Origin of the sequence: Pseudomonas sp. Leaf127 (genome assembly GCF_001423155.1) — a bacterium.
Lineage (GTDB): Bacteria > Pseudomonadota > Gammaproteobacteria > Pseudomonadales > Pseudomonadaceae > Aquipseudomonas > Aquipseudomonas ovata.
The window spans coordinates 811,777-831,929 of the sequence record NZ_LMOA01000021.1; the positions used below are offsets into that span (position 1 = coordinate 811,777).

General features: G+C 64.3%; 19 protein-coding genes. 12 read left to right on the forward strand and 7 right to left on the reverse strand.

The window, feature by feature from the left end; translation table 11 throughout:
- Positions 1-160: 160 nt before the first annotated feature.
- The 11 genes from ASF84_RS17020 (at position 161) to ASF84_RS17070 (ending at position 12,029) form a co-directional block, all read left to right on the forward strand.
- Positions 161-1,318 carry an ABC transporter substrate-binding protein gene (locus ASF84_RS17020; RefSeq protein WP_197977070.1) on the forward strand — a complete coding sequence of 386 codons (1,158 nt, stop codon included), beginning with the start codon at positions 161-163 and terminating at the stop codon, positions 1,316-1,318.
- A gap of 267 nt (positions 1,319-1,585) precedes the next feature.
- A complete protein-coding gene (locus tag ASF84_RS17025) occupies positions 1,586-2,623 on the forward strand; it encodes a branched-chain amino acid ABC transporter permease (RefSeq protein WP_056839982.1) in 1,038 nt (345 codons plus the stop codon).
- On the forward strand, positions 2,620-4,407 hold the full coding sequence (locus ASF84_RS17030) for a branched-chain amino acid ABC transporter ATP-binding protein/permease (protein ID WP_056839983.1): 1,788 nt from the start codon (positions 2,620-2,622) through the stop codon (positions 4,405-4,407). The genes ASF84_RS17025 and ASF84_RS17030 overlap by 4 nt, the downstream gene beginning before the upstream one ends.
- Positions 4,408-4,410: 3 nt before the next feature.
- Positions 4,411-5,169, forward strand: a complete 759-nt coding sequence (locus tag ASF84_RS17035; RefSeq protein ID WP_056839984.1) for an ABC transporter ATP-binding protein — start codon at positions 4,411-4,413, stop codon at positions 5,167-5,169.
- A gap of 10 nt (positions 5,170-5,179) precedes the next feature.
- A complete protein-coding gene (locus tag ASF84_RS17040; RefSeq protein WP_056839985.1) occupies positions 5,180-6,175 on the forward strand; it encodes a ketopantoate reductase family protein in 996 nt (331 codons plus the stop codon).
- A 25-nt stretch (positions 6,176-6,200) separates the two neighbouring features.
- Positions 6,201-6,971, forward strand: coding sequence for a class II aldolase/adducin family protein (locus ASF84_RS17045; RefSeq protein ID WP_056839986.1), 771 nt, complete (start codon positions 6,201-6,203; stop codon positions 6,969-6,971).
- A gap of 10 nt (positions 6,972-6,981) precedes the next feature.
- Positions 6,982-8,517, forward strand: a complete 1,536-nt coding sequence (locus ASF84_RS17050) for a methyl-accepting chemotaxis protein (protein ID WP_056839987.1) — start codon at positions 6,982-6,984, stop codon at positions 8,515-8,517.
- A gap of 58 nt (positions 8,518-8,575) precedes the next feature.
- The gene (locus tag ASF84_RS17055; protein ID WP_056839988.1) at positions 8,576-9,049 is read left to right on the forward strand and encodes a MarR family winged helix-turn-helix transcriptional regulator; all 474 of its coding nucleotides are present in this window, start codon (positions 8,576-8,578) and stop codon (positions 9,047-9,049) included.
- Positions 9,050-9,216: 167 nt separating this feature from the next.
- A complete protein-coding gene (locus ASF84_RS17060; protein WP_056839989.1) occupies positions 9,217-10,035 on the forward strand; it encodes a class I SAM-dependent methyltransferase in 819 nt (272 codons plus the stop codon).
- A gap of 276 nt (positions 10,036-10,311) precedes the next feature.
- Positions 10,312-10,740: a DUF2231 domain-containing protein gene (locus ASF84_RS17065; protein ID WP_056839990.1), complete on the forward strand. Its 429-nt coding sequence runs from the start codon at positions 10,312-10,314 to the stop codon at positions 10,738-10,740.
- On the forward strand, positions 10,737-12,029 hold the full coding sequence (locus tag ASF84_RS17070) for a PQQ-dependent sugar dehydrogenase (protein WP_056839991.1): 1,293 nt from the start codon (positions 10,737-10,739) through the stop codon (positions 12,027-12,029). The genes ASF84_RS17065 and ASF84_RS17070 overlap by 4 nt, the downstream gene beginning before the upstream one ends.
- A 61-nt stretch (positions 12,030-12,090) precedes the next feature.
- Here ASF84_RS17070 and ASF84_RS17075 read toward each other — a convergent pair whose 3' ends face one another.
- The 6 genes from ASF84_RS17075 to folE2 all read right to left on the reverse strand — a co-directional run bounded on the left by ASF84_RS17075 (position 12,091) and on the right by folE2 (position 17,900).
- The gene (locus tag ASF84_RS17075) at positions 12,091-12,510 is read right to left on the reverse strand and encodes a hypothetical protein (protein WP_236709438.1); all 420 of its coding nucleotides are present in this window, start codon (positions 12,508-12,510) and stop codon (positions 12,091-12,093) included.
- Positions 12,511-12,855: 345 nt separating this feature from the next.
- Positions 12,856-13,167 carry a hypothetical protein gene (locus ASF84_RS17080; protein ID WP_056839992.1) on the reverse strand — a complete coding sequence of 104 codons (312 nt, stop codon included), beginning with the start codon at positions 13,165-13,167 and terminating at the stop codon, positions 12,856-12,858.
- 93 nt (positions 13,168-13,260) lie between these two features.
- A complete protein-coding gene (locus ASF84_RS17085; RefSeq protein WP_056839993.1) occupies positions 13,261-14,250 on the reverse strand; it encodes a methyltransferase in 990 nt (329 codons plus the stop codon).
- Positions 14,247-15,605, reverse strand: coding sequence for an iron-containing redox enzyme family protein (locus ASF84_RS17090; protein ID WP_056839994.1), 1,359 nt, complete (start codon positions 15,603-15,605; stop codon positions 14,247-14,249). The genes ASF84_RS17085 and ASF84_RS17090 overlap by 4 nt, the downstream gene beginning before the upstream one ends.
- A 150-nt stretch (positions 15,606-15,755) precedes the next feature.
- On the reverse strand, positions 15,756-16,916 hold the full coding sequence (locus ASF84_RS17095; RefSeq protein WP_056839995.1) for a DUF1624 domain-containing protein: 1,161 nt from the start codon (positions 16,914-16,916) through the stop codon (positions 15,756-15,758).
- A gap of 78 nt (positions 16,917-16,994) precedes the next feature.
- Complete coding sequence (gene folE2, locus ASF84_RS17100; RefSeq protein WP_056839996.1) at positions 16,995-17,900, reverse strand: GTP cyclohydrolase FolE2; 906 nt, start codon at positions 17,898-17,900, stop codon at positions 16,995-16,997.
- A gap of 217 nt (positions 17,901-18,117) precedes the next feature.
- Here folE2 and ASF84_RS17105 point away from each other — a divergent pair, with 217 nt between their 5' ends.
- On the forward strand, positions 18,118-19,017 hold the full coding sequence (locus tag ASF84_RS17105) for an AEC family transporter (protein WP_056840187.1): 900 nt from the start codon (positions 18,118-18,120) through the stop codon (positions 19,015-19,017).
- Between the two features lie 127 nt (positions 19,018-19,144).
- On the opposite strand, the gene ASF84_RS17110 is transcribed toward ASF84_RS17105, so the two are convergent.
- Positions 19,145-20,122, reverse strand: a complete 978-nt coding sequence (locus tag ASF84_RS17110; RefSeq protein ID WP_056839997.1) for an AraC family transcriptional regulator — start codon at positions 20,120-20,122, stop codon at positions 19,145-19,147.
- Positions 20,123-20,153: the final 31 nt, after the last annotated feature.

Here is a 20,153-nt window from a genome sequence, read left to right on the forward strand (position 1 = left end):
GCCGCGCCGTTTCGCCGTCTTCACTTCCCTCATCGCCACGCCCTGCCAGACCGCGCCCAGCCTCGGTGCGCGCCAGTCACTGGCACGCAACCTGCTATCGATCCCCTGACTTCCTGGTGCCCTCGACGCCCTGGCCGACTTCCGTTCAATGGAGACTGTGATGAAAAAACTACTGACCGCCGCCTTGCTGTCCGGCGCTGCCGGCCTGGCCCTGGGCTGGACCCCCACAAGTCAGGCCGAGGTGAAGATCGGTGTGATCACTTCCTCCAGCGGGCCGATCGCCCAAGTGGGGATCCCGCAGAAAAACAGCGTGGCGCTGATGCCGACCACAATGGGCGAGCAGACCGTGCGCTACATCTCGCTGGACGACGGCAGCGACCCGACCGCCTCGGTCAAGGCCTTCAAGAAGCTGGTCGATGAAGAAAAGGTCGACGCCATCATCGGCCCGAGCGGTTCGCCCAATGCGATGGGGGTGATCCAGTTTGCTGCCGCCTCCGGCACGCCGATGCTGGCGCCGGTCGGTACAGCAGCGGTGGTGCTGCCGATGACCGAGCAGAAGAAATGGGTGTTCAAGACCACCCAGAACGATGACCTGATTGCCCAGGCGCTGATGCAAGACATGCTCAAGCGCGGCATCAAGACCCTGGGCTTCATTGGTACGGCCGACCCCTACGGTGAGAACTGGGCCAAGGTCATGGGCGCGCTGGCCGAAAAGAACGGTCTCAAGATCGTCGCCAGTGAGCGCTTCCAGCGCCAGGACACCTCGGTGACCGGCCAGGGCCTGAAAGTGCTGATGGCGCGCCCGGACGCGGTGCTGATCGCCGCCCCCGGCAGTTCCGCGGTAATGCCACAGACCACGCTGTTCGACCAGGGCTACAAGGGCCAGATGTACCAGACCCATGGCGCGGCGCTGGAGCAGTTCCTGCAACTGGGTGGCAAGAAGGTCGAAGGCACCATCCTGGCCGCCAGCCTGATGCTGGTGCTGGACGAAATGCCCGATGACCACCCGTCCAAGGCCATCGCCCGCCAGTACATCGACGCCTACAAGACCGCCTACGGGCAGACCCCGGCGACCTTCGGCGCCAACGTCTACGACGCCGGCCTGCTGCTGGAAAAAGCCATCCCGATCGCCAGCCAGAAAGCCGCACCGGGGACGCCGGAGTTTCGCGCCGCGCTGCGCGATGCGCTGGAGCAGACCCGCGAGCTGCCCGGCACCCAGGGCGTGTACAGCATGAGCGCCGAGGACCACAGCGGCTTCGATGACCGCGGCCGCGAACTGATCACCGTCAAGGACGGCCGCTGGACGCTGCTCAAATAAGGGCCAACCCCGGTTGCGCTTCGGCTGTAGGAGCGCGCTTGCCGGAATGCCGGACCACCGCGACCGGCTGCGTCAGCAGTCGTAAATCTTCAGCGTTTCGCAGATTTTAAATGCCATCACAGTCATGAATTTGTGGCGTTTCAGAAATTTTGCGAGCGCTCACGCACTCGGTCGCAGTGGTCGCGGCATTCCGGCAGAGCGCGCCTACCGCCACGTTTCCAGACCTGTGCCCATAAAAACCGTATCTAGCCTTGCGAGAACCTTCCCATGAATGTCCAGATAGCCCTGCTGCTGGGCCAGGACGGCATCACCAACGGTGCCATCTATGCCCTACTCGCGCTGTCGATATTGCTGGTGTTCACCGTCACCCGCGTGCTTCTGATTCCCCAGGGCGAATTCGTCACCTACGGTGCCCTGACCATGGCCGCCATCCAGGCCGGTCACCCGACGCCACTGGCCTGGTTGCTGCTGGCCCTGACCCTGATCGAGGCCGTGCTCGACGTCGTGGCGCGCTACCGTGCCGGGCGCGGGGTGCGCATTGATCGGCGCATGCTGGTCAAGGCCGGCTATTGCGCGCTGCTGGTGCTGGCCGTGTACCAGCTGCCGCTGGCCAGCCTGCCGATGGCCGCCCAGGCCGTGCTGACCCTGTGCCTGGTGGTGCCGCTGGGACCGTTGATGTACCGCCTGTTCTTCCAGCCCATCGCCGGCGCCACGCCGCTGGTGCTACTGATCGTGTCGATTGCCGTGCACGTGGCCATGGTCGGCCTGGGCCTTTTGCTGTTCGGCCCGGAAGGCGCACGCACCAAACCGTTTTCCGAAGCCGGCCTGGCGCTGGGCCCGGTCACCCTCAACAGCCAGACCCTGTGGGTGCTGGCGCTGTCGCTGGTGCTGATCACCACCCTGTTTCTGTTCTTCGGCCGCAGCCTGTATGGCAAGGCCCTGCAGGCCACGGCGGTGAACCGCACCGGCGCACGCCTGATGGGCATTTCGCCGGACCTGGCCGGCAAGGCGACCTTCGGCATGGCGACCTTCATCGGCTGCCTGTCGGGGATTCTGATTGCGCCTATTACCACGCTGTATTTCGACTCCGGCTTTGTCATCAGCCTCAAGGGCTTCGTCGGCGCCATCATCGGCGGCTTGATCAGCTATCCGCTGGCGGCCGTGGGCGCGGTGGCGGTCGGCCTGGTCGAGGCGTTCTCGATGTTCTGGGCCAGTAACTACAAGGAGGTGATCGTGTTCACCCTGATCATTCCCTTTCTGCTGTGGCGCTCGCTGCTCAGCCATCACGTGGAGGAAGAGGCATGAAGCCCCGTCACCTGACCCTGGCCTTTATCGCCGTCATGGGCCTGGCCCCCCTGCTGTTGCCGACCTTCCAGGTCACCCTGCTCAACTACATCGGCCTGTATGCACTGGTGGTGCTGGGCCTGGTGCTGCTGACCGGCGTCGGCGGCATGACCAGCTTCGGCCAGGCCGCCTTTGTGGGTCTGGGTGCCTACACCAGTGCCTACCTGACCACCACCGAACAATTGCCGGCCTGGCTGGCCTGGGCCGGCGGCTCGCCGTGGCTGGCGCTGCTGGTGGGGCTGGTGCTCACGGCGGTGGTGGCCATTGCGCTGGGCGCGATGACCCTCAAACTGTCGGGTCATTACCTGCCGCTGGGCACCATCGCCTGGGGCCTGTCGCTGTATTACCTGTTCGGCAACCTTGAAGGCCTGGGCGGCCAGACCGGTATCAGCGACCTGCCGGCCATCAGCCTGTTCGGACTGGTGCTGGACAAGGGCGAGAAGATTTTCTACCTGATCTGGGCCGTGCTGCTGGTGGCGATCGTGATCACCCAGAACCTGCTCGACTCGCGCCAGGGCCGGGCGATCCGGGCGCTCAAGGGCGGCCAGGTGATGGCCGAGTCGATGGGCGTCAATACCTTTCGCGCCAAGCTGGTGATTTTCCTGGTCTCGGCGTTGTTCGCGGCGGTGTCCGGCTGGCTGTATGCGCACACCCAGCGCTTCGTCAACCCGACGCCGTTCGGCCTGCACATGGGCATCGACTACCTGTTCATGGCCTTGATCGGCGGGGTCGGCAGTGTCTGGGGCGCGTTGCTCGGTGCCGGCGTGCTGACCCTGCTCAAGCAGTGGCTGCAGGACTGGCTGCCACTGGTGATGGGCAGCCAGGGCAACTACGAGACCATCGTCTTCGGCCTGCTGGTGATTTTGATGATGCAGCGCATGCCCGGCGGCTTGTGGCCGCTGCTGGCCAGGCGCTTTGCCCAGTCTCGCCCGCCGCGCCCGGCGCCGCCAGAGGCCGAGGCCCTGGCACGTCGCACGCAACCGGCCAAGGGCGAGCTGATTCTTGAAGCGCGCCAGGTGACCCGCTGCTTTGGCGGCCTGGTGGCCAACAACGCCATGAACCTGAGCCTGCACGCCGGCGAGATCCTGGCCCTGATCGGCCCCAACGGCGCCGGCAAGAGCACCCTGTTCAACCAGCTCTCCGGCGTCGACATCCCGACCTCGGGCGACGTGCTGTTTCTGGGCCAGCGCATCAACGGTATCCCCTCGCGGCACATTGCCCGGCTGGGCATGAGCCGCACCTTCCAGCACGTCAAGCTGCTGCCGAGCATGACCGTGCTGGAAAACGTCGCCATCGGCGCCCACCTGCGCGCCCAGGGCGGCGTGCTGTCGAGCTTTGCCCACCTGGAGCGCAGCGAAGAGGCGCGCCTGCTGGCCGAAGCACGTCGGCAGCTGGAGCGCGTCGGCCTGGGCGAGCACCTGTACGAAGAAGCCGGCGCCCTGGCGCTGGGCCAGCAACGCATCCTGGAAATCGCCCGCGCCCTGTGCGCCGACCCTTGCCTGTTGCTCCTCGACGAGCCGGCGGCCGGTCTGCGCCATAAAGAGAAACAGGAACTGGCCGCCCTGCTGGGCCGCCTGCGCGACGAGGGCATGGCCATTTTGCTGGTCGAGCACGACATGGACTTTGTCATGGGCCTGGTCGACCGCATCACCGTCATGGAATTCGGCCAGAAGATCGCCGAAGGCCTGCCCGAGACCATCCAGTCCGACCCTGCCGTCTTGCAAGCCTATCTGGGCGTGGAGTGAAGCATGAACCTTGTGAACAAGCCCCTGCTCGAGATCAACAACCTGTGCGTGGCCTACGGCAAGGTCGAAGCACTGACCGACGCCAGCCTGACCGTCGGCCAGGGCCAGATCGTCACCGTGATCGGCCCCAACGGCGCCGGCAAGACCACTTTGCTCTCGGCCATCATGGGCCTGCTGGGCTCGCGTGGGCAGGTCAATTTTGACGGGCGCCTGGAAGTGGTGCCTGAAGTGGAAGTGCTGGTGGGCCGCGGGCTTGGCCTGGTGCCGGAAAAGCGCGAGCTGTTTTCCAGCATGAGCGTCGAGGACAACCTCAAGCTCGGCGGCTTCATGCGCTACCGCCAGGGCGACCGCTCGTTCGCTGCCAGCCTGGACGACATCTACAGCCTGTTCCCGCGCCTGCAGGAACGCCGCAAGCAGGCCGCCGCCACGCTGTCCGGTGGCGAGCGGCAGATGCTCGCCGTGGGCCGGGCACTGATGGCCAAGCCCAAGCTGCTGATGCTCGACGAACCCAGCCTGGGCCTGGCGCCGCTGATCACCCGCGAGATCTTTCGCATCATTGATCAATTGCGTGGCCAGGGCGTGTCGATCCTGCTGGTCGAGCAGAACGCCCGCGCCGCCCTGAAAGTCGCCGACTACGCCTACGTGCTGGAAACCGGCCAGGTGGCCATGCACGGCCCCGCGGCGCGGCTGGCCCACGACCCGCGGGTGATCGACGCCTACCTGGGCGCCGCCAGCAAACACCAGACCATGCTTGCCAGCTGAGGACATACTCATGGACGATCTTCCTTCACCGCCGATCAGGCGGGTCTGCATCGTCGGCGCTGGCGCCATCGGCTGCACCCTCGCCGCGCGCCTGGCCAACAGCGGCCAGCCGGTCAGCGTCCTGGCACGCGGCGCCACGCTGGCAGCCATTGCCAGTCACGGCGTGACCCTGACCGACCTGGACGGCGAGCACCATGCGCACGTCAAGGTCGCGGCTGACCCTGCGCAACTGGGCGAGCAAGACCTGGTGTTCATCTGTATCAAGGCGCCGGGCCTGGCCAGTCTGTTGCCGACCCTGGCACCCCTGATCGGCCCGCACACGGTGGTGGTGCCAGTGGTCAACGGCGTGCCCTGGTGGTATTTCCACGGCGACACGGGCCGCTTTGCCAATTCGCACATCGAAGCGGTCGACCCCGGCGGCGTGATCAGCCAGGCGCTGGATGTGAAGCACGTACTGGGCTGCGTGGTGTTCATCACCGCCGAAGTGCTGGCACCAGGCGTAGTCCGCGCCAGCAACCCGCACCTGATGATCCTTGGCGAGCCGGACAACAGCCAGAGCCCGCGCCTGGCGCAGGTCTGTGCGCTGATCAAAGGCGCCGGCATCGAGGCCCGGGCCAGCGAGCGGATCCGCGACTCGCTGTGGACCAAGATCATCGCCAACCTGACCTCCAACCCGTTGTCGGTGCTCACCGGCGCGACCCTGGCGCAGTTGTACGGCCAGCCCGGACTCAACGCGGTGGTGGCCAAGATCCTCAACGAAACGCTGCTGACGGCCGCGGCCTACGGTGCCCGGGTCGGCTTCGATCCGCAGACCTTCATGCAGATGGGCGCCGACATGGGTGAGGTGCGCACCTCGATGCTGCAGGACTACGAACACGGCCGCCCGCTGGAGCTGCAAGCAATCGGCGATGCGGTGATCGAACTGGCCGAGCGCCAGGGCCTGAACATGCCGGTGACCCGCGACATCCTCAACCTGGCGCGCTTTCGCAGCCAGCCGTCCCTTTGAACAGCCTTTGCCAGCAGGAATCGTCATGACCGTGAACCGCGATCAATTCATCCAGCCCGCCCACATCGACGACGCCGAATGGGCCTTGCGCGTCAAGCTCGCCCAGTGCTACCACCTGGTGGACTGGTTCGGCTGGACCGAAGCCATCTTCAACCATATCTCGGCGCGCCTGCCGGGCCCGGCGCACCACTACCTGGTCAATCCGTTCGGCCTGAACTACACCGAAATCACGCCCTGGAACCTGCTCAAGGTCGACCTGCACGGCCACAAGCTGGAGCCTTCGGACTACGACGGCAACCCGGCCGGCTTTGCCTTGCACAGCGCCGTGCACGGTGCCCGCGATGACATCCAGTGCCTGATCCACACCCACACCACGCCGATTTCGGCCGTGGTGCAGAAAAAACGCGGCTTTACCCACGACGACTTCTACGGCGCACAGCTGTATGGCCGGGTCGGCTACCACACCTTCGAAGGCATCACCCTGTTCGATGACGAGAAAACGCGGATGATCCAGAGCCTGGGCGACAAGCACATTCTGGTGTTGCGCAACCACGGCATCGCCGTGGGCGAAAGCAGCATCGACAAGGCGCTGTTTCTGCTCTGGACCGTACAGCGCGCCGCCGAGAACCAGTGCGCGGCCGGTGCGCTGGGCGGCGAAGACCATCCGCTGGAGACCGGCATCGCCGAGCGCTGCGCCGACCTGACGGCGATGCTGATCCGCGAAAGCGGCTTTGCCAGCAAATTCTTCGACGCCATGGTGCGCAAGATGAGTATCGAACGCGGCCTGAACTGGTAAGGAGCGGGTCATGCACGGATTGACCGAACCCCCGATTTCACGCCTGGATGCCGATGGCCGCTTGCTCACCTGCAACCAGGCGTATTGCGACATGACCGGACAAGACCCTGCGGCGCTACAAGGCTCTCTCTTCGAGTCGGGCCTGGCGCCGGCCATGCCACCTGTGGTGCTGACCACGCTCTGGCGCACCTTGCGCCAGGGCAAACCCTGGACCGGGCCGGTGGTGGGTCGCCAGGCCGGCGGCGGACCATACTGGAAACAGCTGTACCTGGTGCCGCTGTTCGACGACAACCGCCTGAGTGCGGTGGGCACGGCCTATTTTCCGCTGACCGCCGCCGAGCAGCAGCGCGCCGTGCAGCTATACCAGCGCCTGGCCGCCGGCCTGGCACCATGGCCCTGGTCACGGCGACTGAGCGCACTGATGCGCGAGCAGGCCCCGGCCCTGGCCGGTATTGGCGCCACATTGGCCGGTCTGGGTGCCGGTATGATCAGTCCGCTGCTCGCCGCTGTCGCAACGGGCGGCCTGCTGGTGTCTGTCGTCTACGCCCAGGCGTATCGTCGCCGTCAACAGCAAGGGCTGCTCGACGCCGGCGGTGACCATTTCAGCGACCCGCAACTGGCGCCGTTGTATGCCCACGACCCGGGCGTACAGGGCGAGCTGGCCATGGCACTGGCCAGCCACCGCTGGCGCTTGAACACCGTCATCACACGGCTTTATATCAGCAGCGAACAGTTGCGCAACCAGGCACAGGTCAGTGCCGGCGTGGTGCAGGCGGCCAGCGAAGCGCTTGAAGACCAGCAGCAACACACCGACCAGGCCGCCACCGCCATCGAGCAGATGAGTGCCACCATCGGCGAGCTGTGCAGCAACCTGCAGGCCAGCGCCAACGCTGCCGGTGATGCCGAGCAACTGGCGCTCGGGGCGCAGCGGGTGTCCGAGCGCAGCCAGGCCTCGATGGATCAGCTCGGTGCCTCGGTGGTGGACATGGGTACGGCGATGGGCGAACTGGCCAATGCCGTGGAGGCCATCGGTAACGTCGCCGACGTGATCCAGAGCATCGCCCAGCAGACCAACCTGCTGGCGCTGAACGCAGCCATCGAGGCGGCGCGTGCCGGTGAGTCCGGCCGGGGCTTTGCGGTGGTCGCCGATGAAGTGCGCGGGCTGGCTTCGCGCACCGCCGCCTCCACCGAAGAAATCCAGGCCACCCTGCTGGGCTTGCGCCAGGGCAGCCAGCACGGACTGGCCATGGCCGCCAGCGGCAAACAGGCTGTCGACCAGGCGCGCAACGACGCCCGGCAGGCGCGCACGGCGCTGCAAGGCATCTGCGACCAGGTGCAGCACATCAGCGCCAACAGCCAGCAAATGGCCGCTGCGCTGGAGCAGCAAGGCCAGGTCGCGGCCGACATCACCCAGCAGATCAACCGCATCGCCCAACGCACCGACGCTGAACGTGAACGCGCCGCCCAGAGCCGCGACATTGCCCAGGCGCTGCATCAACTGGCCGATTCGCAGTCGGGCCTGTCGAAACGTTTCATCAAGGGATGATTGAAGCCGATGGAAACGTTTATCATCGCCCCTCGTGTCCAGCGCCCTTGAGTATCCGATGATCATCCCGAAGAAAAATCGCAGCCGCTATGACCCTTCCAGCGATGAGTTTCGCAAGGAAGAGTTTCCGTTTTACTGGCTGGCACGCGTGCACGGGCGCTACACCCAGGTGATGGAAAAGGCCCTGAAGAAAATCGATATGGATGTCTCGACCTGGCGGGTGCTGTGGATCCTCAAGGAAAATGGCGAGTCGAGCATTTCCGAGATTTCCACCCACGCCATCGCCAAGCTGCCGACCATCACCAAGATTGTCTATCGCATGAAGGACGACGGCCTGGTCGACACTGCCACCAGCCTGGAAGACGGCCGCGTCACCCAAGTGCGCATCACCGATGTCGGCCTGCAGGCGGTGGAACGCATGCAGGGCGCCACCCGCGACCTGTTCAAGCGCAGCTTCAACGGCCTGACCGAGGCGCAGATCCAGCGCCTGAACCGCCTGCTGGAAACGGTGTTTCACAATCTGGACGATTGATCCTGTCACGGGCAGGTCGGGGCGCCGACCGGCCCCTCCCACAGTCGATCATGGCCTTGAAAACGTGCGCCATAGAACCTGCGGTTCGGTCGACCACGGAAAATGTTTCATGGCCCTGACGGTGGTGCATGGTAGGTTCGATTCATACCCACCTTTCAGGATGAACCATGACTCGCACGCTGCTGGCCCTGACCTTTGCCACCCTGCTCGCCCCCATGGCCTCGCACGCGACTTCGTACTCGGTCGGCATCAGCGATGCGCACTATGCCGATGCACTGGCCGGCGCGTGGCGGTCCGTGGATAACCGTGCCCGCGACGGGGCACGCCACCCCAAAGAGACATTACAGTTCTTCGACCTGCGGGCCGACCAGACGGTGATCGAAATCACCCCCGGTGGCGGTTGGTACAGCGAAATCCTTGCCCCGTTGCTCAAGGATCACGGGCATTACATTGCCGCCTTGCAGGCGCCGTCATCGGGCGATTATTACCGCAAGGCCGCCGACAGCCTCAAAAGCAAATTCGACGCCAATCCAGCGCTGTACGGCAAGGCCGGATTCATCGAGTTCGACCCCAAGGCGCCGGTGTTCGGCGCGCCGGGTTCGGCTGATCGGGTGCTGACCTTCCGCAATGTGCACAACTGGGTAGTGGCCGGCGATGCACCGGCCACGTTCAAGGGGTTTTTCACTGTGCTCAAGTCCGGCGGCGTGCTGGGCGTGGTCGATCACCGCGCCCGGGATGGCGCCGATCTGCAGAGCATCGACAAGACCGGCTACTTGCCCACCGACTATGTGATCAAGCTGGCGCTGGAGGCGGGCTTCAAGTTGCAGGGCAGCAGCGAGGTCAACGCCAACCCGCAAGACACCAAGGATTACCCGGCCGGTGTCTGGACCTTGCCACCCGCCTACAAGCTGGGCGACCAGGACCGCGCCAGGTATGCCGCCATTGGTGAGTCGGACCGGTTTACCTTGAAGTTCGTCAAGCCCTGAAGCATTGCATTAGCCAGTACAGGCGAACGCAACCGGAGTGAAACACTGAACATTCCCGACGGCTGACGCGACGGGTCGCGGGACCCGCGCGCCTCTGTCCTGCGCGCCTGCACGAGGCGGCGACCCGTTCATGAACGTCCGCCAAAATCCTGCCCCAATCAATATTACGAAATATGTCGAGCCCTGCATAACGCTGAACTAACGCGCCGACCGTACGATCCATTTGCATGCGCGGGCAGCTTCTGCCCTGGACCGTCAACGATAAGGAGCGCCGCCGTGACCGTAACCGATCATCCCCCCTACCGAAGTGTGCCCGGCCCCCTGCATGGCATTTTGCTGGGCGGCACCGTCGCGCTGTTTCTGGGCGCCTTGCTCAATGACATCGCCTACTACAACACCCAACAGATCCAGTGGAGCAACTTCGCTTCCTGGCTGATCGCCGGCGGGCTGTTGTTCGCCGGACTGACCGGGCTGTTCGCGATTGCCAACCTGCTGCGCGCCGAGCACAAGGGCGGACGGGCACTGGCGTACCTGTTGGTGTTGCTGGCCGCCTGGCTGCTGGGACTGCTCAACGCGTTCGAACACGCCAAGGACGCCTGGGCAATCATGCCGCTGGGCCTGATCCTGTCGGTGATTGTCACGCTGTTGACCGTGGTCGCAGCCTGGACCGGCTTTACCAATCTGCGCAGCGGAGGTGCACGATGAAACACGCCAGCACACTGTCGGTCCTGAGCCTGGCGTTGCTGTTGAGTGCCTGTGGCGGTGAAGCAGACAGCACGCAAGCACGCGGTCCGGACCCGAAACTGCCCGAGCCGCAGCGCAGCCTGCTGCCGAGCATGAAGATCGCCGAACCCACCGCCTGGGGCGACCAGAAACCCACGGTGCCTGAAGGCTTCAGCGTCACCGCCATCGCCACCGACCTGAAGATCCCGCGCCAGACCCTGGTGCTGCCCAACGGCGACATCCTGGTGGCCGAAGGCCGTGGCGGCAACGCGGCCAAGCTCAAGCCCAAGGACGTGATCGCCGGCTACATCAAGGCGCAGGGCAATACCCAGGTCAAAGGCGGCAACCGTCTGGTCCTGTTGCGTGATGCCGACGGCGATGGCGTCTATGAATTGAAAAAGGTATTTGCCGACAACCTCAACGCGCCTTACGGCCTGGCCTTTGCCAACGGCAAGCTGTACGTGGCCAACCAGGATGCGCTGGTGAGCTTCGATTACCAGACCGGTCAGACCCAGGCCAGTGGCGCGCCGGTCAAGGTTGCCGACCTGCCTTCGGCGATCAACCACCACTGGACCAAGGCCCTGACCGTCAGCCCGGATGGCCGTTATTTGTATGTGGGCATCGGCTCCAACAGCAACGTCACCGAACGCGGCATGGAAGTGGAAATCGACCGTGCCATGGTCTGGCAGATCGACGCCCAGACCGGGGCGCACAAGCCGTATGCCACCGGCTTGCGCAACCCCACGGCGCTGGCCATCCAGCCTGGCACCGGACAGCTGTGGGCCGTGGTCAACGAGCGTGATGAACTGGGTCCTGACCTGGTGCCCGACTACCTGACCTCGGTGCGCGAAGGCGGTTTCTATGGCTGGCCCTGGAGTTACTGGGGCCAGAATGTCGACAGCCGCGCGCAACCGCAAAACCCTGACAAAGTGGCCGCGACGATCAAGCCCGACTACAGTCTGGGCTCGCACGTAGCTGCGCTGGGCGTGGCCTTTTCCATCCCGGCCATGGGCGAGCAGTTTGCCAACGGGGTGTTCGTGGGCGAGCACGGCAGTTGGAACCGCGACAACCCAGTGGGCTACAAGGTGATCTTCGTGCCGTTCGACAACGGTCGCCCGGCCGGSGAGCCGCTGGACTTTGCTACAGGCTTTCGCGGCACCGATGGCAAGACCCGTGGCCGGCCGGTGGGCGTGACTGTCGACCCGCGGGGTGCGGTGATCATCGCTGACGACCTGGCCAATACCGTGTGGCGCGTGACGCGTAATCGTTAAGCCACACCTGACCAAGGCCGGGCAATCAATCTGATCTGATTGCCCGGCTGCCTCGCAAGCTTCAGCCTTCGGCCACCACACAGGTGATTTCTACCTGCTCCGGGCCATGCGCCTGGCCGGCGGCCAGGTCACCGATCAGCCCCTTCTTGCTCGCGGCCTTCACCTGCTGCTGCACTTTTTTCAGGCTCTGCTTTTCAATGACCGCCGTGTAGCTGGCGCCCAGCTCCTCATTGGGGTCGATAAACACCTCGACCCGCGTCACGGGCAGGCCGAGCACGTTGAACGCCGTGGCGGGCGTCAGGGTCCAGGCGCCGGGCGAATCAGGCGTCACGTCCTTGAGCCTCTCGGCGGTCAGCGGCTTGCGGCACTCCACGGCGGCTTTTACGGCCGGCTCCAGCGCGGTCCATTGCTGCGCATCGAGGGCCAGTGCCTGGCTCGTGGCAAGCACCGGCACGGCGGCCAGCAGCAGTTTTTTCAGCATGAGCGTGATTCCTTATCGATAAATCGGGAGGACGGTAATGAGGACTGCCTGAACGCGGGACGTTTGCGCTGGCAGAAGGTGTGGCGAGGGGTTTGTAATCGGATATGAACATTGGTTCAGTGAACGCCTCCAGGATGCGAAGGCGCTCACCTCGGGACTGGCCCAGGGTAGGAGCGCGCTCTGCCCGCGACCGAGTGCGTAGCGCTCGCAAAATCTCGGAAACGCTGAAAATTTACAGCGAATGACTGCAAGATCTCGGAAACGCTGAAATTTTACGACTGCTAACGCAGCCGGTCGCGGTGGTCCGGCATTCCGGCAAGCGCGCTCCTACAAACCAAAACGCGATCAGCGGCTACTGCCTGGCGAGGGTTCTTCGTCTTCATCAACCGGCGGCGGGTTGACCGGCAGGTCCGGGTCTTCGGCCTTGTCATTGCGCAGTTCGTCGAAAGCTTTCTCGTCGATCAGTGTGCTGTCCTGCCCGTTGCCCGACGCCGTGGTCACCAGCGGTTCGTTGGCCAGCGGCAGCGGCTCGGTGTCGCCGTTGCGGGTCGGACCCGGCTCGTTGCGCGAGTTGGGGTCGAAGCCGGTTTCGTTGTCGGTGGTGCGCGTTACCGGGCTCTGGGACACATTGCCGGGTGCGTTTTCATTGATTTCCATGAGCATTCTCCAGTCTCAGACGCAGGACATCCGCGCGTAACATAAGAAAGACTCCCGCCGGATAAGTGCCGGGGTCTGGACGAGTGGTGCACGTCAGCGCAAGCGCGTGACTGTCAACACCACGGCGGCAATTCGTTCGGCCTGGCCGTAGCCCGGCGCATCGAGTTCTTCGCCGAAGACATCAGGGTCCATCTCGCGATACACCCAGGCCAGGTCAGGCTGGTCGATCAGCGGCATGGCGTGTTGCAGAAACAGGTCCTTGCCGTCCACGCTCGGGGCGCCGGTGTACAGCAACAATGTGCCGCCCACGCTCAAACGCTTGAGCGCCTGCTCGACGATGCGCACCGACAGCTCCGAGCCCAAGCGCTCACCGCCATCGCGATAAGCCCGGCGCTGGGTGTCCTTCATGTACGGTGGGTTGGCCACGATCAGGTCAAACTCACCGTCGACGCCATCGAGAATGTCGCTGTGCCAGGCCGAGACGTTCTCGACCTCGGCCAGGGCAGCGTTCACGGCGGTAAAGCGCAGCGCCGTGGGGTTGATGTCCACGGCCAGCACCTGTGCATGCGGCCGTGCCCGGGCGATCTGAATAGCGGCGGCGCCTGTGCCGCAACCGATATCGATCGCACGGCGCACCGGGTCGCTGGAGGTGCGCAGGTGCTCGCCGATGGCCTGGGTAAACCGGTAGGTGTCGGGGCCGAAGAACACCGCATCGTGGCCTACGGTGGGAAAGGCCGAATGCACCAGCAGCAGATCGCCCAGGCTCGACCAGCGCACATCACTGATCCACCGGCCGGCGTGGGCGCGTATCACCCCGCTGGCCACCAGGGCTTCGAGTTCCGGACGGGTCAGCAACTCGTTATCGAACGGACGGCTCCAGCCAAAGATGTCGCGCACACTTCTGGCCACGCGGTTTTCGGGCCGCAGGTTATTGCGCTGATGGCTCAGCGGCGTGATGGTAATGAAGCGATAACCATCGGCGTGCAAGCGCCGGCCCAGTTGCAACAGGGCCAGGTCACTGCCGGCATCGAGATCGTCGGCCGGCGAAAAATACGGTGCAGCGGTTGCAGAGTGATCGGTCATCGGGCGCCTCCTGCGGCAAGTAAGTGCGTGAACATGCGCGTGGCATGCAGGCCTTCGGGGGTGGCATGGTGGCTGGGCGACAGACGCTCCAGCAGGGTGGCCAGCGGCACCTGGGCCTGACGCTTTTCAGGGGCCGCCGTTTCAGCGGGCGTGCGCACGGTGCGCTGGCGAAAACGGGCACGGAACGGGCGCGTGTCTTGCGCCTGCAGCCAGTCGCCGGCGATCCAGTCGTGTAGCAACTGCATCTCGTAGCCGCTGAACACACCGAACATCACCGCCCCCGGGCCGTCGATCAGTTGCCAGAAGCGACTGGACTGTGGGTCTTCGTGGCGACGTATCCAGCCCTTGCTCTGCAGCGTGGCCAGAAACGGCGCAATCTGCCCGGGCGTGGCCAGCCACTCGTTGACGGTCTTGCCATCGAGCCGGCAGTAATCGGAATGCATGCTCTGGCCAAAGCTGCGCTTGCGCTCCAGCATACCGATCACTTCGCGCTCGATGTCGAAACCTGCGATCACCGCCTGGGTGCCGACGCCCAGGTCATTGAGGCGGTAGCCATTGCGCAATCGGACCATGAACTCAGCCTTGTCGGCACAACTGGCGAGAAAGCCGTTGACCGCCTCGACGGCCTTTTGCGCATGACCGGTGCTGGCGTTGTCGATGGTCACGTGCAAGGTGAAATAGTAAGGGTCGATGCCCAGTTCGTTCAGCTCGAACGAGGTGATCAACAGGTGCAGCGGCAACTGCTCGTAACCGAAGTTGTAGCCGATCATCTCTGGCAGATACGCATCGCCCGCCTGCCCCAGGGCCAGTTGCAGGGCGCCTTGCAGGTACAGGTCCTGGTCGAGTTCGTGGGTGGGCGCGCAGTCGTGCTCGTTCAGCAGCTTGCGATACAACACCACATGATTAAGGCCCGGATCGCCGTCGCCCAGCTCTTCCAGGTAGGTGCGGATCAAGCCTTGGTAACGCCAGTCATCAGCGTGTTGCAGCGCACTGTACAACCAGGCGCCATCGACCAGTTTGGTCGGTGCCACGCATTGCAGAAAGTACAGGGCGTGCGCCTTGTTGCTGAAGAAGCGACGCGGCTCACCGGCATGTCGCGCCGCCAGGTACTGCGCATACTGCTCCCCTACCTGGCTGGCCCTGGCGTCCATCCAGGCGGCGAAGTCCGCAGGGTCCTCGGGCAGTTCGCACGGCAGGTCGGCGGCAGACGCCAAATGCGTGTTCAAGAACGTGGCCAACTCGTCCGGGGCGGCGTCGGCGCCGCCCTGCAACAGCCTATGATACAGGCTGGCAGGACCGGCTGAACGAACGGATTCGACGGCAGGTTGAGTGGCGAAGCGATTGAATACGGTCATGATCGGCTACTGACTTTGTTGTATTCCTGTCAGAGGTACGACCTGCGCAAATGATTCCGCCCGATTGCATGGACGGTCATGTTCAAGTGCGGGCAACGTCATGCCGGACCGACAATTACGCTGCCCGCTGCGGGCGTCAGACGGTGCCGTTCAAAGGTACTTGAGCCAGGCAATATCCCGGCGCCGCCCCTTGAGCGCGGCAAACCAGCGCACCGCCGGAAACAGCACCACCGCCAGCACCGCCGAGCACAACCAGACCGCGCCGACACTGTCGAAACCGAAATACTTGCCCTGGTTCAGGCCCCATACCGCCACGGCAATCAGGTACAGGAACTTGAGCACATACAGGTGCAGCAGGTAGAAGAACATCGGCGCGGCACCGAAGATCACCAGCGGCTTGAGCCAGGCACGCTCCTGCCAGCGTTCAAGGGCAATGAGCAACAGCAGGCCCAGGCCCAGGGTCAGGCTGATGAACAACAGCGATGGCGGGTACTTGGTGATGTTGAAAAAACTCATCACGGTCTGCACGTCGGTGGCGCCGACGCCCCAGGGTTTTTCGCCATAGCCGTTGAGCAGGCGCAACAGCACAAACCCGCCGAGCAGGCCCAGGCCGCTGAGCCACAGCTTGCTGCGCCGGGCCGTGGCGCTGGCCGTGCTGGCGAACCAGGGACCGGCGGCGTAGCCCAGGGCAATGACGCCGATCCACGGCAGCAACGGGTAGGAGGTGCGCAGGCGCAGGCTGTCCGACACCTCGATCCAGCCGCGATCATGCAGCACCGCCCACGGGATGTGCAGGGCCGACTCGACGCCGAAATGCAGGCCGTCGAGCAGGTTATGCCCGGCCACGATCAACACTCCCAGGGCCGCCAGCACCGGGCGTGGCAGGTAGACCAGCACCGACAGGGCAATCATGCTCAGGCCGATGGCCCAGATCACTTGCAGGTAAATCACCGTCGGCGGGAACTGGAACGTCCAGGCGAAGCTGACCAGGGTGAACTCCAGGAACACCAGGAACAGCCCGCGCTTGAACAGAAAGGCCGACACATCGCGGCGGCCGCTGTGCTTCTCGCCATACAGAAAGGCCGACAGCCCGGTGAGGAACACGAACAACGGTGCGCACAGGTGTGCCAGGGTACGGCTGAAGAACAGCTCCGGAGCGGTGGTGGCGACATCCATCGGGTCGCCGACCTGCCGGTGCAGCAAAAAGGTTTCGCGCACGTGGTCCAGCAGCATGAAAAGGATGATCAGCCCGCGCAGGGCATCGATCGAGCGCAGCCGCAAGGCAGGCTTGGGGGTGACAGCGGTGGTCATGGCGAGGAAACGTCCGTTGCGGTTTTAAGAGTGAGCCCGGTGTGGCCGGGCCTTTTTCAGGTCAACTTCAAATCGGTTTCAGGTCAGGTAATTGGAGGTCTGCGCCACGGCGTCGTGGGGGTGCAGGCTTTCCAGGTGGCGCACGCTGACGCTGGAGGCGGCAAAGCGCCCTTCGAGCGCCTGCTGGATCTTGCGCGCGGCATCTTCGACGTACATGAGGTGCTGCCCGTTGAGACGGGCAAAGGCCTGTTCATCGGCGCGCTTGACGGCGGTCTGCACCGGCGTACCCAGCGCCGCTTCGGTGGTGTCGATCAACGCCATCAGGTCCAGGCGACGTGCCTGCTCCGGGATGCGCACCTGCACGCAGGCCACGCTGCGCTGGCTGTGCGGTGTGGCGAACGAGGCGTTCTCGCGCAGCCAGACCGCAACCTGCGCCGGGTCCACCGTGCCTTGCCCGGCAAAGCGGGCACGAAACGCCTCTTCGATCAGTTGCCGTGACAACGCCGCCGAGCACGGGCAGGTCGAGGAATAAGTGACCTCGACTGCCACGTCCAGTTGCAGGCGTGCGCCTTGCCACAGCGCCTTGACCGTCACCGGGTACGACTTCCAGCCACTCAGGCCGGCGGTCACCAACGCCGGGCGGCGACACAACAGGCTGAAACCCAATTGCAGGCGAGCCTGGGTCGAGCGGCAATCGGCATGGCTGGCGACCATGGCGTCTAACAACGTGGCCAGGGTCTGGGGCGTGAGGGCGTGCTGTGCGGCAAAGGCGTCGAGCAAGCGGTACAGCCGCGACATATGAATGCCCTTGACGCCAGGGTCGGCCAGGTCGACCTGCACATCGGCACGGGCATGGACGCCACGGGTCTGGCCTGGTTCATCAAGCTGCAAGGGCAGTTCAATGCCCTGCATGCCGACCCAGTCCAGGGGCATCAGGGCCGCAGAGGTTTCCGTGAGGGCAACATCGGGAAGCGGGCTGTTCATGGGTGAGTGAGTCTCGGTCGAAGCAGCGTCAGGCGGGAAGACGCGACGGCAGGCGGCGCCTAAAATTTGAAACACTATAACATCATGGATCGCACCCAGGTCACGCTGATTTCTGCCCCGTTGACCGCAACCGTGTTTCCTGCAGATGCAACGCACGCGCAGGCCCCGCATACTGCGTGGCTTCACCCGTCATTTCAGCCCAGAAAAGGATTTCATCGTGGCCGTCACCCAAGCCATCCTGCCCATCTTCCTGTTGATCGTCCTGGGGTACGGCCTGGGCCGGCGCAAGGTCATCACTGGCGAAAACGCCAAGGCGCTGAGCACCTTGGCATTCAAGCTGTTTTTGCCGATGGTGCTGTTCACCGGCATGGTCAAGGCACCGCTGCATGACGGGCTGGACCTGCGCGTGCTGGCGGCCTACTTCGTGCCGGCGCTGGTGATCTTTGTGCTGGTCAACTTGCTGACCCACCACTGGAACCGACGCCCGACGCCCTATGGCCTGACCGCCGCCTTTTCCAATAACGTCCTGATCGGCCTGCCCATGGTTGCCGAGCTGTTCGGGCCACCGGGGCTGGTGCTGTTGTTCACGGTGATCGCGGTGCACAGCCTGCTGCTGTTCAGCTTCCAGAGCCTTTACGAAAGCCTGGCCGGCCAGGCGCCGTTCCGGGTCAGGACGCTGGTGGGCAGCCTGGCCAACCCGATCATCATCGGCCTGTTGTTGGGCGTTGCGGTCAACCTGTCGGGGCTGCCGTTGCCGGTATGGGCCGGGCAGCTCAGCACCTGGCTGGCCCAGGCTGCCCTGCCCTGCGCGCTGATCGTGCTGGGCGCCAACCTGTCCGGCTACCGGCTGACGCCCAGCGCCGAAGCGTTGAGCATCACCTTGGCCAAGCTGATCCTGATGCCGCTGCTGGTGCTGCTGGCCTGCCTGCCGCTGGGCATTGTCGGCATGCCGCGCGCGGTGCTGGTGCTGATGGCGGCCGGCCCCAGCGGGGTCAACGTGCTGGGGTTTGCCACTACGCTGGTGGACAGCCAGAAGACCAGCTCGGCGATTGCCCTGAGCACCTTGCTGTCGGCGGCCACCCTGCCGCTGTGGATGTGGCTGGCGCAGCGGGTGTAGGCGCGCGCTCTGCCGGAATGCGGGACCACCGCGACCGGCTGCGTTAGCAGTCGTAAATTTTCAGCGTCTACACAATTTTTGCGAGCGCTGCGCACTCGGTCGCGGGCAAGCGCGCTCCTAACAGGTATCACTTTTTCCTGAACCGGAAGGCTCGATAAAACGAGTTGGTGTCCTGATAGCCAAGCCGGTAGGCCACCTCCTTGGCTTCCATGGTCCCGTCACGGAACAGCTCACGGCTCAGCTCATCCCTGGCTTCAGCCAACAGCATTCTGAATGTTTTACCCTCGACGCCAATCTTGCGCTGTAGCGTTCGAGGACTGAAGCCCAACTCACGCGCCACGCTCACCATATCAGTCCGTCCATCCGCCATCATCCGCCTGACTGTGGCTTTCACCCTTTCGCCCAGGCTGGCATGCCTTGCAATGTCCTCCACGGCGCTGGCCAGCGAAGGTGTCAACATCCGGAGTAACTCCGGGTTATGGGTCGGGAATGGCAGCGCCAGATCCACAGCGTTCAGCACGAGCCTGTCGCGCTTTGCACCAAAGCGGACAGGGCAGCCAAAAAACTCGACGTGCCGAGTTGATTCAGGCGCCGGGCGCCGTAACTCTACAAACACCGGAACGACAGGTTTGCCAGAGCCTCGGCGTCCCACCTCAAGCAGCAAAGCAAAACTGGCGTCGACGGCAATATAAGGCTCGGGTGGCGTGCCGGCGGGCCATTCGGTGGTCACGAACGTCCTGGCACTGCGCGTCTCGAAGTACAACCGGTCAGGACTGCATAAGCGCTTGAAGCGCGCCAATCTCGTCAGCGCATCGCGAAAGTCCGCTGCATAGGTGGCGGCCAGGAACGCAAGCATGTGCCTGGCGGTGCTCGTCTCAGTCACCATCCTGATGCCAGCCGCGGTGTCACCACTGAGTGTCTCGACGGCGTCCCAGATGGCGAACAGTTGTGCCGGGGTGATCACGACCGTGTCGTCAAGGTGCCAGGTTGGCGGAAGATTGGCATGCCGTAGGACCGCGGCGGGCTCGAGCGCCAACCGGGTGACCGCCTGCCAGAAGGATTGGGGCAGTCTGCAGGCACTGGACGTCACATTGTTTATCGTCATTTGCTCTTTCTATCCTGCCTTTTTTGTAGCA